This window comes from Kiloniella sp., from assembly GCF_048259265.1.
Taxonomy (GTDB): Bacteria; Pseudomonadota; Alphaproteobacteria; order Kiloniellales; family Kiloniellaceae; genus Kiloniella.
Genome location: NZ_JBLXHT010000014.1, coordinates 1 through 15,067, shown reverse-complemented (window position 1 = coordinate 15,067; position 15,067 = coordinate 1). Strand labels below are relative to the sequence as shown.

Genomic DNA, 15,067 nt, shown 5'->3' with positions numbered 1-15,067 from the left:
CGTGCGGATTACTCAAAAATAAACCATACCTTAATTTCTCTGGGGTTACTTTACTGCGTGATTATTAGTGACTCATGGCCAGTATATGAACACCCTTAACCAAGATATTGATAAATCAGACAGTTTGCACTTATCTGAGCTTGTCAGTGCAATCAGTACCGCTTTGGACATGACCGAAGGGCAGCCCATGGGACATTGCGTTCGAAGCTGTTGGATTGGAATTCATATCGGGCAAGAAATCGGCCTGAGCGATCAGGATCTTTCAGAACTCTATTATATGATACTTCTGAAAGACTTGGGGTGTAGTAGCAATGCAGCGCGCATTTGCCAGCTTTACCTGACAGATGATCAGAAGTTCAAGCACGATTTCAAAAAAACAAACGGGAGCCTACCGCAAGCTCTGCGATTTGTGCTGTCCCACACCGGATTACAGGCCAGCTTAAGCGAACGCTTCCACGCAATCATCAACATACTGCAAGACGGCGGCGAAATTGCACGTGAACTCATCGAAACACGGTGTCATCGCGGGGCAGAAATCGCTCTTAAAATGCGCTTCTCGCAAAAGGTCGCAGATGGCATTCTAAATCTAGATGAACGCTGGAACGGCACAGGCCTGCCAACGGGCGTTTCCGGTAATGATATCCCTGTCTTTTCCCGTATTGCCCTGTTATCGCAGGTAATAGATGTTTTTCATACCTCGGAAGGGCGACGCGCCGCGTTAGAAGAAGTTCGATCCAGATCAGGAACTTGGTTTGAACCAGAGATGGTTGAAGCGTTTGAACGCACCGCTATTGAAGAACAATTCTGGGATGGAATAAAGGCCCCCAATCTGGAAAACATCATCCAAGGTTTAGTTTTCCCGACCCACGACATTACAGTCGACGAAGACTATCTGGACGATATCGCAAGCGCATTTGCCAAGGTTATCGACGCAAAAAGCCCCTTTACCCACGGCCACAGTGAACGAGTTATGGGCTATAGTGATTTAATTGCGCAACAAATGGGCGTTCCCTATCACAAAAGGCGTTGGCTAAGACGAGCTGCCCTTTTACATGATATTGGTAAACTAGGCATCAGCAACAGTATCTTGGATAAACCCGGCAAGCTCACAGATGAAGAGTTTGCCATGATAAAAATGCACCCGGTGTTTTCCGTAAATATCCTAAAAAACATCATCGCTTTTTCAGATATATCCCCCATAGCTGGCGGCCATCACGAAAGGCTTGATGGCAAGGGATACCCCCATGGATTACATGGCAATGAAATAGATATGGAAACAAGAATTGTAACAGTTGCCGATATATTTGATGCTTTGACTGCTGATCGTCCCTATCGTGCAGCCATGCCGATTGAAAAAGCCATTTCAATTATGGATGACATGGTGGACAACGCAATTGACTCGCAATGTTACAAAGCGCTTAAATCAGCAATTAAAGAGGTATCAAAACTAAATGCTCCTCTTCAAGGCACCCTTGCCCAAGTCGGTGTAAAGGAAACAGTCTGATCAGAAAAATTTCATTTTAAGTCGCAGAAATGACTTCTCACTTTATCAAGTATTTGCGGCCCGTTTCTGCGACTTATTCCAAACACTAAGAAGAATGAAGCTTACGGTATTCATCAACCTGTAGGCCGCCTACTCCCCAATCTTCTAGTGCTACTTCATTGATAACCACATAGGTTGTCTTTGGGTCTTTCCCAAGCACATCGTGTAAAAGGTCGGAAACACCTTTGATCAATTGGGCTTTTTGATCTTTGGTCACGCCTTCATCAGTAACTTTTATATTTACGTACGGCATTACATTCATCCTATAAGTTATTAAAATATAATTGGTAACGGGGATTTCAAGAAAGCTTCTTGATTTCAAAATCAAACACTTTTGATATAACCTGCCAACGCCCATCCACAAGGATAAGTGTCAGGAAATCAGTAAAAAACTTCTCGCCAATCGCACAGTTGAGATGCACAAAAGCAGTATTATCCCCAGCAAAACGTATAGAAAGTATTTGATCCTGACGGGTCTCTCCCCGACTTGCTGGTGATGGTCTTTTGTCAACGATTGGAAAATATTCATCCATCGTCAGATAAAGAAGCGGGTCATCCGTCGCACAAACGTAATGCGCCTTGGGATGAAATACCTTTGCCAGTCGTTCTGTATCACTATGAAAAAGACCGTCAAAATAAACCTGAATTGTGTTTACAACAGCCTGATAATCCTTGGACATGCTATGGCTACCTTTTTATCAATCAACACATTGAAAGGGTGCCCGCCCTAAGCAAAGGACGGACACACACGACCAATCAATTAAGCAAGACCTTCGGCTGCAAGTGCTGTCTGTGTTTTTTCGCGCGCAGCTACCCGTTTAACAAAGGCCGCCAGATTTGGAACTTTATCCAAATTGATACCAACAAAGTTAGACCAGTTGCTCACAACAAAAAGATAAGCATCAGCGACAGAAAAAGTATCGCCCAAAAGGTAGCTTCTGCCATCGGAGAGAACTTTTTCAAAGTGAGCCAATTTCTTAGCAACGTTCTCTTCCGCTGGTTGGCGTGCGTCCCCGTCGGCATTACCAGAAAAGAAAGGACTAAAAGCTTTGTGTAGCTCTGAAGAGATAAAGTTAAGATGCTCCTGTAGTCTGGCGCGTTCAACAGACCCAGTTACAGGGGTCAGACCTGATTCCGGGTTTTGATCAGCTAAATATTGAAGAATAGCAGCTCCCTCGGTCAAGACTTCGCCGTTATCAAGCTTCAACGCTGGAACGTATCCATTTGGATTAACCTGTAAAAAATCTTCACCGTTTTCAGTCTGTTTGATATCTGTATCGACTTTTTCAATATCAAAATCGTGCCCTAGTTCACGTAAAACAATGTGGGACGCCAAAGAACATGCACCGGGTTTATAATAAAGTTTCATAAGATCTTTCCTCAAAAAAGTTGTTCGTGATAGCCAATGAGGTAAGATCCTTAGTTACTTTTGTAAACCATATGATATTATGATACTTAATTATGAAGTTTCACTAAGGTAACTCGGTTTCCTTTTGGTAACGCATTAATATAAAAGATTAAACAGTATAAACGTCGGACCGGAGTGCATCAGCATGGCTTTAAAAATGCGAAAAAATCAGAGCGGAGATGTCCCCTACAATTGTCCCCTATCAGAATGCATGGCCATTCTTGGTGGCGCCTGGACGACAAACTTAATCTGGTTTCTATCGGGGGGTCCACGCCGCTTCAGCGAATTAAAAAACGACTTGGATGGGATTTCAGCCAAAATGCTCACCACCCGCCTGAAAGAACTTGAAAGTAAGATGGTCGTGGATCGCAAAGTATTGCCAACATCACCACCATCCGTAGAATATAGCCTGACAGATCTCGGCGAAGAACTTGTCCCCGCAATCAATGCCATTGTCGAAGTGGGACATAAAATCAAAGCACGAAACGGCAGGATATAACGCCCCCAGGTACCATCTATTGGAATAGTACTTTTCCGACTTGGCTATTCCAATCTCGTTGATCTTGGGTGTGTGTCGAAAATTGCCATCCAGCAATACCACCAAACTGATCACCAAACTCGGCATACAATGGGGCAATAATTTGCGTGATAATATCTTCTGGTGATATATGTCCGCTAAAGGCATCGGCCTTATACACAGGTTTACCGATAACAATTTTCCCGCTTGGCCAAGCTAGGGCACCATCTTTGGCCACAAGCCCTCGATAAGACGTACTGTAAGCTTCTTTTCCCAGCCCGACGACCTTTGTGTTTACAGGGCCATCCTGTCCCGGATTATTATAATACTGTACTGTTATCCAATCGATTGCCTTTTCTGATGCTTTCAAGATATCCAGATACGGTCCACCGTGCCATTCGGGATTTAAATACGGCGATTGCGGCGCGTGACTAATCAAAAAATTCGGGCCAGGTAATTCCTGTCGCAAAGCCTTTGTAAGCTTAATCAAATAAGCTTTTCCATCAGCTACTCCAGCCTTGCGTTCCTTATGGAGCATATCACTTGCTTCAAAATCAAGATCCACACCATCAAGTTGCTTTGCACGCACAAATGCCCCAATTGCAGTAGCCAGTTCTTTTTCTCGCCCGACAAAGCCTTGATAATCTTTTGTCTTGGCCAAGCCGCCCCCAAAAGAAACTATAACTTTGACACCTCTGGTCCTAAGTATTTGTACACTTTCCCACTGATTAGACATATTTTTTGGTGGGGTAAGAACAATTACACCCATCTTATCAATTCTGGCGTTCAAAAAGGCTAAAATAACATGGGTATATTCCGACTGAGAAACCTCAACCAAGGAAGAAGCATCACTATTGTAATAGATAATAAAACGGGGAGACGAACACGCTATGTCCACCCACAAAAATAAATAACTGAAAATAACTAACCACGGCAACTTGGTGTATAGTTTACGGTATTCTTTTTGGATAAAAAACAACACATCATTCCGTCCTATAAAAAACTAATTACACATTATTTTTTACAATCAACGCCCCTTAACTATATTTACACCTACAAAAGCAAGAAACGGATACTTTGTACATATATTCGCTTATATATGTACATAAACAAACTTAAGAAAGTGAAACCCAGACATGAACGCATCGATTAATACCGCTATGGGCGCCCGTGAATGGCTTATGTTAATTATCCTGTCCATATTGTGGGGCGGTTCTTTTTTCTTTGTTGGTGTCGCGGTATCCGAACTACCACCCTTTACAATTGTTACATTCCGCGTTGGGCTTGCGGCCATCGGTTTATGGACTATTATCTTCGCCCTCAAAATGCCTGCACCAACAACGATAAAGGCATGGAGAGCTCTTTTAGCTATGGGTGTTTTAAATAACGTCATCCCCTTTACCCTTATCGTTTGGGGACAGATATACATCCCATCTGGTCTAGCATCGATCTTGAACGCAACCACCCCACTGTTCGGTGTTATTGTTGCAACCCTATTTCTACCCGATGAAAAGGCCACTATCTTAAAGATATTTGGGGTTATCGTTGGTTTTTTTGGCGTAGTTCTCATGTTTGGTTTACCAGATGATAACCAAAATCTTCTTGCCCAACTCGCTATTTTGGGGGCGACATTAAGCTATGCATTTGCGGGCGTTTTTGGCCGGCGTTTTAAAACGATGGCAATAAATCCGATTGTAACAGCAGCAGGACAGGTCACGGGGGCAACTTTGCTTCTTGTTCCGATCACATACGCAATCGACGGAATGCCATCTTTACCAGCCATTTCAAATGAAACATGGGCATCTTTAGTCGCACTTGCCCTACTTTCAACAGCTATAGCCTATATTCTATATTTTAAAATCCTAGAACGAGCAGGTGCAACCAACCTTCTCCTTGTCACCTTACTTGTCCCCGTTTCTGCTATTTTACTCGGTGCATTATTTTTAGACGAGAAACTTGATGTTCCTCACTTTATTGGCATGGCCTTTATTGCCATAGGGTTATCCGCAATCGATGGGAGATTTTGGAGAAAATTTTCAACCAAAAGCCGACAAAAAACAACGCCAAGCTAATTAATCTGGGTTATCTTATCAAGCGAACGCTTAAGTAAAACAACAGCAAGCATTGAACAAATGACCGAAGCACCGAAATAATACATTCCCGGTTGTGATGTTGCATTTGCCATCCCGGATGATTTTGCGGAAATAACGATCATGCCAACGATAAAAACATCTAACATGCTCCACTTTCCCAACAGATCGATTAACTTCACTGCCCTTTGCACCGATTTATGGCCAACAGACCGCGCCCGCCAAATATAATTAGCGACCAGGATTTTAACCGTCGGAAAGATCACCGAGAAAAAGAGAATAACAATAGCAATTAGATACTCACCACTACTGGCCAGTTGATCAATTGCACCAGAAATAGAGATAAGATCTTCGAAGAGAAAAAATTTCTCAACCCGCAAAATTGGAATAGTTAGCCCGGCAAATAAAGTGATCAGTGCGACAAGCAACAAAATAGGAACTAGCCGGGCAATACCAGACGACCGCTTAGCTAGTGAGTTTTCAGCACGTTTAAAAGTAAAAAACAGATGCCACCAACGAAGGCTTTCATGATCTGAAGACCAGAATTTCTGCGCCTGTTTCAGAAATCTAATTTCCTTCATGGAGATTCCCTGAAAACCAGATACAAGATCCTGTAAAAACCTAATACCCTTGGTAAATTTCGTATGATCTTTCGGAAATTACCCCAGAAATCAAGCCTTTATCCGTTATTAATAACGGGAATATTTGCTATTTGTATTTTGGCTGCGACGTTTTGCACGTACAGGCACCACTGCGCGGGCAGGCTCATATGATGGTTTAAAAGCACGGAGAACTGTAAGGATCAAAGCAGATAACATAAATAATTTATTCCTAGTTTCTTTTGCTATCATTCTATTTAGGCTTTTCCCCCTCCTCAATCAACTTTAATTCAAAAATAAAGTTCAATTAATTTTAAAAATTCCTATCATTCAGAGCAGAACTTAAATTTATAAAAAGCGATTAAACAGAAAAATAATCGAATTCGTCAGGCAAATATTTTCACGAAACTTTCTAAAAGGAAGCAAACCTTTTCTACAACTTGCCCTTCACCTACCACACAAAACCCTCTGGCTAGTTTATTAGATCTACAAGTTGAGTATGCTGCTTTAAAAAGCTTTCTTTAATTCTTGCGATCTCACCACGCTCGGCTACTTTAGCCAAAGTATCATTAAAGCCTGCAACGAGTTCTTCGGATTGATCAAATCCTTTTGGGAAAATGATATGCCCATAATCAGTACTTATCGTTTTTTGCAGCTCCACAACCTCATCAGATCGTTCCGCTAACACTTCTCGACGAAAAATATCTGCAACAAAGACATCTTCGACAAAGAAGTCAGCACGACCGTTTAGAATCATCAACCAGCAACTTTTAATATAAGGTGTGCTTACCCGTTTGATACTTCCCGCGGCATGAAGTTTATCTAATTCGGGTAAACCACCGTAGTGATGAGGAAGACATTCTCTTAACCCTAATAAATCGAGCGAACTATGATACTCAATACCAGAATCTCTGCGCACATAAACCTTACTTTCCCACTCTATTATTGGGGCACTATAAAGAAATTCATCTTCACGTTCTTCAGTTAGCAAATAGGGGTATGTTGCTGCGTATTTACCTTTTTTTGAAAGAATGTATCCTCGTTTCCAGGGCAAATAATCGACCACAAAATCATGCCCCATTTCCATGATGACCAGTTCCACGATCTCGGAAACCACTCCACCACCGGGTATATGCTCAGAAGTAAAAGGAGGATATTCACCCGTTGTTAATTTCAACTCGTCAGCCCCCGCGCGAGAAGAAATAATTTCAGTTAAAGCGAAAAGAGTAACCACTATAAATGTTAGATTATATAAGCTGCGCAAAATGATGGATTCCTTGGCATAAAGCTTTAAATTCATCTTTGTTCAAAAACTACTTATACTCCTTAGCACCAAATTTATTAAAATCCGGTTAGGTAACTTGGGATTTAAATGATGCCAAAGACGTTTTGAACTGCGTATTACACACAAAAAAAGCGCCCTGAAGACGCTATTTTGTCATGGCGGAGAGTGAGGGATTCGAACCCTCGATACGCGATTAACGTATACTCCCTTAGCAGGGGAGCGCCTTCAGCCACTCGGCCAACTCTCCACAATCTGTGAACGCCGGAATTACTAAGGTTTTCCAGCATATCTGTAAAGGGTAAAAAAAATAAAAAAAACGCATTTATGCAGAACATCGCAAGAACACGCGCTATTACTGGCACAAATCTGACACACACGTTCTCATTTTATCCGGCGACTTGCGCATTTTGAGTAAAGAAATCGGAGAGAATCTACACTCCGATTCTTACCCTCATTCAACCCAACAATCGAAATCATCCAACCCCATTTCAGACGGCTCCACGTCACCATGATTCTTATAGACCACCTTATGAAGTTTTGGCCCAGTCACGCCGACCATACCGCCAAGGCCATCATAAACGGGTACAACGTCAGCGGGGACGGATAGCCCGTCTGCAAAGGTGGGGTATATAAATAGGAAAGGAAGGAGTGAAAGGTATTTAAGCATCACCTCTTTTCGCTGGATCGGGCGGGACATTCAACTAGGGTGTAAGCAGCGTGGTCTACATTTTGGGCAAGAGCATGATAAGCAAGTAATGCCTGTTCCGTCAGGAGATGAGGTAAAGCTGCCGTGCAAACAAGGTTCTTCTTTTCTCCCCAATCCGGCCTGAATCATAACATTGGCGAAGTGAATTTTATTTTCACGACCCTTACATTTCTCACCGAATGTTCGATCTACAAACTCATCCGGAGTTAAATTGTCAGGTTGATTAAACATCAGTCCATTCCTAGTCATCATCGTCCCAAGCCGCCTGACCTCCAAGACGGACAGCAATATAAGCCGCCCACCTTTTGAGCCATGGCATACGGTCTTGTTCTGCCACAATCCGCAGAATGGCATCAGCAACAGCGCGTGAACCTTCACGACTTGCGTACAATAAATCGTGTAATGTTGCTGCTCGGAAGAAACGCGCATCAGCTCGGGGAATAAACCACCACAGCGCACGAGGCACGCTTGCCCCGTCGTAGTTAAACCCACCCGGCACAATCACATCCATACCCCTTGGTCCGGTTATCTTATAAGCACAAGCCGCGGTAAAAGGGTTGTCAGGATCTTCGGGCGACACCCAGACCAGCACCGCACCAGTTGGGCGCGATGCTTTAATCTGGGCCATATCGTATTCAGGTGTGAACTCGTACACCTTAGCCATTGTCTTTGCCCGCTGCTGCCCAAGCTGCCCAAGCATCATCTAGCTTGACAGAAATAGCGGGCCACTCAGCGCGGATTTGTTCGGGCGTCTTATCACCGGATTGGACGGAACCGATAGCCTTAAAAGCAAACACACCAATTTCAATAAGCGCGTTTACCGTTGCAATTGTTGCCGGGTTCATGATTCAACACCTTTCTTAACAGTCAGAAGGATAAAAGCCGTTTCCTGCAAAGTTGTCAGCGCAGATTGATAATCCGTCACCTCACCAGAACAGAGCTTCACAGTGGATGGCATCAGGTCAGAAACTGTCTTGATTGTTTCGTCTGAAATTTCGCCGGCTGCTCGATATCCAGAAAGGATACGAACGGTTGAGATAATGCCTTCGCAGGTAATCTGCACTTGCTGTTCTGCACTCAAGCGGTTACCGCCCGGTGTCGTACAAGCAGACACAAAAAAAGCCGCTACAAGAGCGACTGTCATCAGTATGTTTTTCATGGTCAATAACTCCATGACGCAGGGCGATATGCGTATGGGTGGCCCTCGTCTATGTGGATGAAATTCTTAGCAACCCCAATGCCTTTAAAACGCATGTCGCTAATGGTGGTGAGTAAATCGTATCGCCTTGATTTCAGCGGAACGATATCTGCCGAAAGTCCAACGGAATGTGCGCCGGGTCGTTTTTTGTTTTTCTCAACAGGGTGATTCCGACAGCGAAACCCGCTTGTGATTTCCAAAGGCCCAACCTGGTCCCGAAGCTCTTGCAGCTTTGCCATAAACTCAGGCTTCATATCCGCACGGCCACAGCCGCATTTACAAGCAAACTCGGATGCAGAGAAGTTGGGGTAATCTGACCAGTTAAGCCTTGTCATAACTGCGCCCTTTCCTCTTTTGCCTTCAGGTATTCCTGCCGAGCCTTGGCGATGCGAAACGCGAGCAAAGCAAGACCACCGATCCCGAGACAGACGGCGACACCTGTGTTGAAGTAATGAAACCACAACGGAGTAGAAATTGCCGTAACGCCAATAAATTTATCTACGTTTTCTCCTCTTAAAACCGTATCAATCATGGCGTACTCCAATTACCGTCATCAAAAATATCTGTATTAGCCAAATCGCGATCTGATAGGGAAATCAAAAGGTTTGATCGTTTGCGAATAGCCTCAATTTCATGTCTCTTTTGTCTAAGAAAAGTTGCTTCATTACTCTCGACAGTACTCCAAGGTCGAGCACTTTTGATTTCGATTAGCTCAATTGCGCGCTCGCTCCCGCGTACTTGCTTCCAAAGTGGCGCGATGTCTTCAATACGACGCGCCGCTTCAGCATTTACCTTATCTCGTTTCTGAGCCGCAATTTGTTCAACAGTTTTATCCTGTAAAGACTGCGTGATAACCCATTCACCACCGACCAATGCCCCCCCATTATCTATAACTAATTGATAAGGGGTTGGGCTTACCCGAACTATCCTGACGGTCCTAAGTGTAGCCCCTTCACCTAGATCAAACGGCAAGGATTGGGGTGGTTGATTATTCCCGACCAAATTACATTTTTTAGCCAACCCCGGCGTCCAAGCACTGATCGAAGAAACAAGAATTCCATTTTTTTCGATTACATATTTCATGATTAATTCCCCAAAATAGCCGGAAGGTTGCCCCCACCAGCAACGTCTGCGATGGCAAGGAAGAGGAAATCGCCTCCATTCACGTTGTTGGTGTTGGCCGTTGCACGTACTTTGAAACCCCTTGCCGTGATGTCAATATCACGGGTCGAGCTAGAGCTTTCCGAATTATTGAGATCAGCGTATAATCCCATATTGATAGGATTAAACTGGTTAATCTCCGTATCGTAGATTAACCAGTTTCTAGAGGAATTGAGCTGCTTGATCATGATAAACCGGGGCCTAAACCCGCAATCTTCATAATGGCCGTTCACACTACCGTTGCCGGGGTACCCACCTACCTTACATAATCCAGGAACATTAAATATCGCATAGGACACGTAGTTACTACCTGCCTCACCATCATTTAAGCCGCCGCCTGTTGAGAAGACAGAATTAGTAGGTGCCGTATCCGCATACACATTATACCCAGACAACCTACTACCGTTGGCATCAAGTTGTGTGAAATATAAAGGTCCATCAACTGAATTATACACCACCCAAGAGGCTGCCTTTGTGAGGTTCTTCGTGATGAGCATGTCAGGTTCTTTTAGCCCACCGTGGCCTATTGTATCACCTGAGACACCAGTCCCTGTAAAAGTAATTAAGGACATGTAACCTGAGTTATCCGCAATAATCTGAGAAGGGATCGTCCCTTCCTTGTTTGTAACTTCTGTGCCATCATTCCCGAATATCCAATAGGCGTAACTTACACCGTTCTGATTGTAGCCAGACCCAACATCATTACCGAGAGAAAAACTCCCAGAGCTAAAATAAGTAAGACTATCCAAGCGTGTATTTTCCGCATTGGGAATATCGGAATACAATCCTTTTCCAGCACCACGTAACCGGTCTTCAAGTCGATGACTGTATGCTGAAGATCTTGCTTTACCCCAGACTAGTCCGATTTGATCAAAGGACGTATCGATATCTCGGGGTGCTCCCGTCCCAACAGAGAGGGCAACATCGAATTTGTCGCGCCCATGGTATTTAGGCGTTTCAAGATTAGAGCTTTTAAGTTCTATAAAACCCGTGGGCGGAGTATAATTAAACGCCTTTTGTCCAAAATTGAAGACAATGTAAGCACTGGTATTGTAGTGGTAACTAGAAGGTACGCTGTCAGATGCAAGCCCCATAACAGTTGGATTAGTACCCGCAGCAGGGTCACCGCCCCCAATCCACGCCCCTTGTTTAGCAATCCACGCATTGCCAGTCTCAGGATCAAAAGCAATCATTATAGTCTGGCCCACTGTAATGTTTGTCCCAAGCGCAGTGGACACACCGCCCTGTCTAGCCGAGGAGGCATTCATCCATCGGAAGCTATCAGAGGTTTCGCCAGGTACAATCCCAATAGGTCCAAGACCTATGCCCCCGTTATTATCTGCGCTAGAAGTTTCAAAATAGGCTTCACAGTACATTTTATGAGAAGGGACAAGGCTTGCATAACTTCCTCGATCATCTGAACCACCACTGGCTGTAGATCGCAAGCCACCTCGGGTAACATCCACGCCTGTACCAAAGGTGGCGCTGGCACTTAACACCGCGTAAGGATCACCTGGTGTATCCGTTAGCTGATCGTCAGAAGTGATCCCCATCAACGTCCAATCTACGAGATTACCTGCAGTTACCGCTCCTAAAGCTCCCCCATTCTCGAACAAAATCTGGCAACCATTGGGGCCATATTCATAATCCCTTGCGTCCTGAGAAGATCGCAAACTATCAAAATCAAACTCAGCAGGACCTTTAAACCCTGTTGGAGGGGCGTGTTCCCAAGAGGTGTCTCCGAAGTTAAGAATCCCACCACCATAAGTATGAGCACTAACCCATAGCTTCCAGTCTTGTCCCGTTGGAATAGCTAAACCACCTGTCCCTTCAGAAGGATCCCCCACCCACTCGTTATCTGATCCGTACCACCAAAGACCTGCATCAAAATCGATGGCAATTTTGGTTGTTTCGTTTACCCGATGTGCCCCAGACCACTTTCCACCACCAACATTAGCGTCCCAGCTCGCCCCTGTATTTCCATATGTTTGATGATAGTGATCAGCTCCATCAAGATAAAAGCCGATTGACTTGGCGGAGTAGTGCCCAAGGTTCAAATTAGATTGGAAATTATTTGCCTGATTTAAATCATGAATTACTCCCCATGAAAGAGAAGCAATATCGGACGCCCCACACTTATGCTCAATATAAATCTTACCTGAATTAAGAACAAAATTTGAACAGGCGTGTCTCCAACCTGATTGCGTATTTTCAGAACTTAATTGTCGTTGTTTTAAGGGGATGCCCCAACCATTTTCCGCACCACTTTCTTGAAGCTTGCATCGCTTTAAATCAGATTTGGCAGGTTCTTTAAGCTGGGCGTACCCCGCCGCAGGATAAGCATAATCCTGCTGACCGAAATTAACCCTAGCACCTTGTAGACTATGCATATTATTATACAGTCTTATCTCACCAGACTGTATATTTAGCCCCCCGGTGCCGGATGCCGGATCTCCTAATTGCGGCACACCGTCGAGGGAGTAATAAAGCTTTCGAATGGTTAAATTCAACTGAACCGAAATAATTTGTCCGACAACTGGTGCCGGGTTCTGCAACAACCCGCTCTCGGTCCCGCTGTCATTTTGGATAAAAGCATTCCCCCCAGCGTAGATACCAGTTGGCGTAGTATAGTTGGACCATGCACCCGTGATGGATACATCCTTGGCCTCCCCTATAAATATTTGTAAATTACCTGTATCAAGTAGTTCGTACTCGACTTGAAATAGACCAGTTTGGGGTAAAATTTCTGTACCTATACTTGCCCATCCCACCGTATTACGTTTTATAAATTGTCCTTCATTATTTATAATGACATCAGCTACTCCAGGGACATTACTGCTCAGGGTGTAAAACCTTTCCTGCTGCCCCTCTGTCGTAAACTTCTTGGTCGTCGTAATAACGTTGTTACCGAAAGGAACATTCTGTGTTCGGTAATTAACCATTTCCTGTGGCGTTAGAACTTCACCATCCAGGATAACCACATCAGAGATACAATAATTACTCTCATTAGAGGCGTTATTATTGTACGTGCCAATATCTTGATTAGCACCTTCAAGGTTCATATTTGTTTGATAATTAACCGATGGAAGAGTAAACGTTCCTGTTAATTCTTCGTCATTCATCACAACTTTAATGGTTTGCGCCACACTGTCATAAGCCAGCCCCAAAAAGAACCATTCGGTGTCACGAACAACCTTATCAGAAACGAAGGCTCCGGCAGCATTCACCCCTCCAACTTCAATTTTTCCCCCAGCTTGGATCCGGTAATAAAAAGATGTTCCCGCACTAAATAACCAATGTTGCTGATCATGGGTCGTTCGCCGTACATTCATCAAAATTGTGAACTGACGTCGATTTCCGGTAACTGTTGGTACGCGTCGCAAGTATGAATTGTTGTTGAGTACAAGGGAATTTGTCAGGTCATTTTTCCAACCTTCCGTCCCAGCATAAAGTGCTCTCATTCCAGTACCTCTAACGCAACGCGGGCAATGCCGTTGACAGTGGACATATGCATAATGGTAATCACCCCGTCTCCTTCACCGAATGCCCCCTTCACGTAATCAAAGCTGGAAATATCCAACACCCCTGCTGTTGGACCATTGGTCAACCAGACATCAACAGAGTTGTTATTGGCTTTATCAGCCGTAATGACACCATTTCCATTATTCGTCATGGATGTCAGAAAGGTTTGGGTCAAATCAATAACAGGGTTATCAGTCGTGTTACCATAGGAATTGACCGTGGTCGGGTAACTCACCCCCAAAATTCGAGATAAGTTTGCCAAAAGAACCTGATCCGTCCCTGTCAGAACTGAAAAATCATGGGTATGAGCCTGACCAGTGTCACTGGCCAAGTTAATCAAATCCTGAACAGAAGACATTAAGGTACTAAACCCAACTGATGACATCACCAGCTTGCCATTCTCATCATAATAAGGAACTTCATTGGGCACGGGTGCCGGGAATTGCAACTCATCCCCTGAATAGGCAATAGGTAACTTGATGGCCCTTCCGATCTGCACATCCTGTTCCTGGTTCTGAATGGTCAAGAGGTCAACAGCCGTTTCAATAACATCAGCGGGCATACCATCCGATACCGCGAGATCAGTTTGCTGCTCCAACGGTGTTGCACCTAAAACAGTAACCGTATCCCCCGCCACAGGTGCACTGGAAAGCGTAACAGAGCCGCCATTTTCTCTTCCCGTCCCCATGATTTGTGACGGCGTAACAACAGCCTCTCCCCCATTTACAGTTGTCACCACAACCTTCAAGTGGCTATCGGCAAGGAACTTAAAGGGCACAGCAAAAGTTACCGTAGAGCCATCCCCAGTGTAAGAGGCTCTCCGCAGTGTCGCAGAAATAGTCATGTCAGATTTTCCCAATAAAAAACCTCTGCTAAAAAGCAGAGGTTGAGACCTGTTTATCCAAGAACGATTATAAATGGTGGATCGTTGGTGAGCAATTCAAAACAATAATACATTAACTGAATTAGTTCCGACTTAATCTGACACCACCCTCTTTTCACCAGAGTGAATTAAGGGTGGTGCATCTCTTGAAAGAG

General features: G+C 44.3%; 18 protein-coding genes and 1 tRNA gene. 3 read left to right on the top strand and 16 right to left on the bottom strand.

Annotated elements, in window-relative coordinates; genetic code table 11:
- The first annotated feature begins 85 nt into the window (after positions 1-85).
- Positions 86-1,504 (top strand): HD-GYP domain-containing protein, encoded by a 1,419-nt coding sequence (locus ACN0QW_RS17630; RefSeq protein WP_417433328.1) that lies wholly within the window; start codon positions 86-88, stop codon positions 1,502-1,504.
- Between the two features lie 85 nt (positions 1,505-1,589).
- Here the strand turns inward: ACN0QW_RS17630 and ACN0QW_RS17625 are convergent, their stop codons facing one another.
- From ACN0QW_RS17625 to gstA, 3 genes are all read right to left on the bottom strand, one after another.
- Positions 1,590-1,796, bottom strand: coding sequence for a tautomerase family protein (locus tag ACN0QW_RS17625; protein ID WP_299372662.1), 207 nt, complete (start codon positions 1,794-1,796; stop codon positions 1,590-1,592).
- A gap of 46 nt (positions 1,797-1,842) precedes the next feature.
- Entirely contained in the window at positions 1,843-2,223 is a 381-nt protein-coding gene (locus ACN0QW_RS17620) for a nuclear transport factor 2 family protein (RefSeq protein WP_417433326.1), read from the bottom strand.
- Between the two features lie 80 nt (positions 2,224-2,303).
- Positions 2,304-2,912 (bottom strand): glutathione transferase GstA, encoded by a 609-nt coding sequence (gene gstA, locus ACN0QW_RS17615; RefSeq protein WP_299372668.1) that lies wholly within the window; start codon positions 2,910-2,912, stop codon positions 2,304-2,306.
- Between the two features lie 184 nt (positions 2,913-3,096).
- Between gstA and ACN0QW_RS17610 the strand changes: the two genes are divergently transcribed.
- A complete protein-coding gene (locus ACN0QW_RS17610) occupies positions 3,097-3,450 on the top strand; it encodes a winged helix-turn-helix transcriptional regulator (RefSeq protein WP_417433324.1) in 354 nt (117 codons plus the stop codon).
- A gap of 16 nt (positions 3,451-3,466) precedes the next feature.
- On the opposite strand, the gene ACN0QW_RS17605 is transcribed toward ACN0QW_RS17610, so the two are convergent.
- The gene (locus tag ACN0QW_RS17605) at positions 3,467-4,366 is read right to left on the bottom strand and encodes a glycosyl hydrolase family 18 protein (RefSeq protein ID WP_417433457.1); all 900 of its coding nucleotides are present in this window, start codon (positions 4,364-4,366) and stop codon (positions 3,467-3,469) included.
- A gap of 238 nt (positions 4,367-4,604) precedes the next feature.
- On the opposite strand from ACN0QW_RS17605, the gene ACN0QW_RS17600 reads away from it, so the two are divergent.
- Positions 4,605-5,540 (top strand): DMT family transporter, encoded by a 936-nt coding sequence (locus ACN0QW_RS17600; RefSeq protein WP_417433322.1) that lies wholly within the window; start codon positions 4,605-4,607, stop codon positions 5,538-5,540.
- Here the strand turns inward: ACN0QW_RS17600 and ACN0QW_RS17595 are convergent.
- From ACN0QW_RS17595 to ACN0QW_RS17540, 12 genes are all read right to left on the bottom strand, one after another.
- Complete coding sequence (locus ACN0QW_RS17595; protein WP_417433320.1) at positions 5,537-6,139, bottom strand: paraquat-inducible protein A; 603 nt, start codon at positions 6,137-6,139, stop codon at positions 5,537-5,539. The two genes, ACN0QW_RS17600 and ACN0QW_RS17595, sit on opposite strands and share 4 nt — an antisense overlap.
- 490 nt (positions 6,140-6,629) lie before the next feature.
- Positions 6,630-7,457: a substrate-binding periplasmic protein gene (locus ACN0QW_RS17590; protein WP_417433318.1), complete on the bottom strand. Its 828-nt coding sequence runs from the start codon at positions 7,455-7,457 to the stop codon at positions 6,630-6,632.
- A 141-nt stretch (positions 7,458-7,598) separates the two neighbouring features.
- Positions 7,599-7,689 (bottom strand) — tRNA-Ser (locus tag ACN0QW_RS17585).
- A gap of 204 nt (positions 7,690-7,893) precedes the next feature.
- On the bottom strand, positions 7,894-8,109 hold the full coding sequence (locus tag ACN0QW_RS17580) for a hypothetical protein (protein WP_417433316.1): 216 nt from the start codon (positions 8,107-8,109) through the stop codon (positions 7,894-7,896).
- Positions 8,110-8,389: 280 nt separating this feature from the next.
- Positions 8,390-8,812, bottom strand: coding sequence for a DUF1353 domain-containing protein (locus ACN0QW_RS17575; RefSeq protein WP_417433314.1), 423 nt, complete (start codon positions 8,810-8,812; stop codon positions 8,390-8,392).
- Complete coding sequence (locus ACN0QW_RS17570) at positions 8,805-8,993, bottom strand: hypothetical protein (protein ID WP_417433313.1); 189 nt, start codon at positions 8,991-8,993, stop codon at positions 8,805-8,807. The genes ACN0QW_RS17575 and ACN0QW_RS17570 overlap by 8 nt, the downstream gene beginning before the upstream one ends.
- Complete coding sequence (locus ACN0QW_RS17565) at positions 8,990-9,307, bottom strand: hypothetical protein (RefSeq protein ID WP_417433311.1); 318 nt, start codon at positions 9,305-9,307, stop codon at positions 8,990-8,992. Before ACN0QW_RS17565 ends, ACN0QW_RS17570 begins: the two co-directional genes overlap by 4 nt.
- A gap of 2 nt (positions 9,308-9,309) precedes the next feature.
- Positions 9,310-9,681, bottom strand: coding sequence for a D-Ala-D-Ala carboxypeptidase family metallohydrolase (locus ACN0QW_RS17560; protein ID WP_417433309.1), 372 nt, complete (start codon positions 9,679-9,681; stop codon positions 9,310-9,312).
- Positions 9,678-9,878, bottom strand: coding sequence for a hypothetical protein (locus ACN0QW_RS17555; protein ID WP_299075791.1), 201 nt, complete (start codon positions 9,876-9,878; stop codon positions 9,678-9,680). Before ACN0QW_RS17555 ends, ACN0QW_RS17560 begins: the two co-directional genes overlap by 4 nt.
- Complete coding sequence (locus ACN0QW_RS17550; RefSeq protein ID WP_417433307.1) at positions 9,875-10,429, bottom strand: hypothetical protein; 555 nt, start codon at positions 10,427-10,429, stop codon at positions 9,875-9,877. The genes ACN0QW_RS17555 and ACN0QW_RS17550 overlap by 4 nt, the downstream gene beginning before the upstream one ends.
- A gap of 2 nt (positions 10,430-10,431) precedes the next feature.
- Entirely contained in the window at positions 10,432-13,968 is a 3,537-nt protein-coding gene (locus ACN0QW_RS17545) for a hypothetical protein (RefSeq protein ID WP_417433305.1), read from the bottom strand.
- Positions 13,965-14,873 carry a hypothetical protein gene (locus tag ACN0QW_RS17540; protein ID WP_417433303.1) on the bottom strand — a complete coding sequence of 303 codons (909 nt, stop codon included), beginning with the start codon at positions 14,871-14,873 and terminating at the stop codon, positions 13,965-13,967. Before ACN0QW_RS17540 ends, ACN0QW_RS17545 begins: the two co-directional genes overlap by 4 nt.
- Between the last annotated feature and the right edge of the window lie 194 nt (positions 14,874-15,067).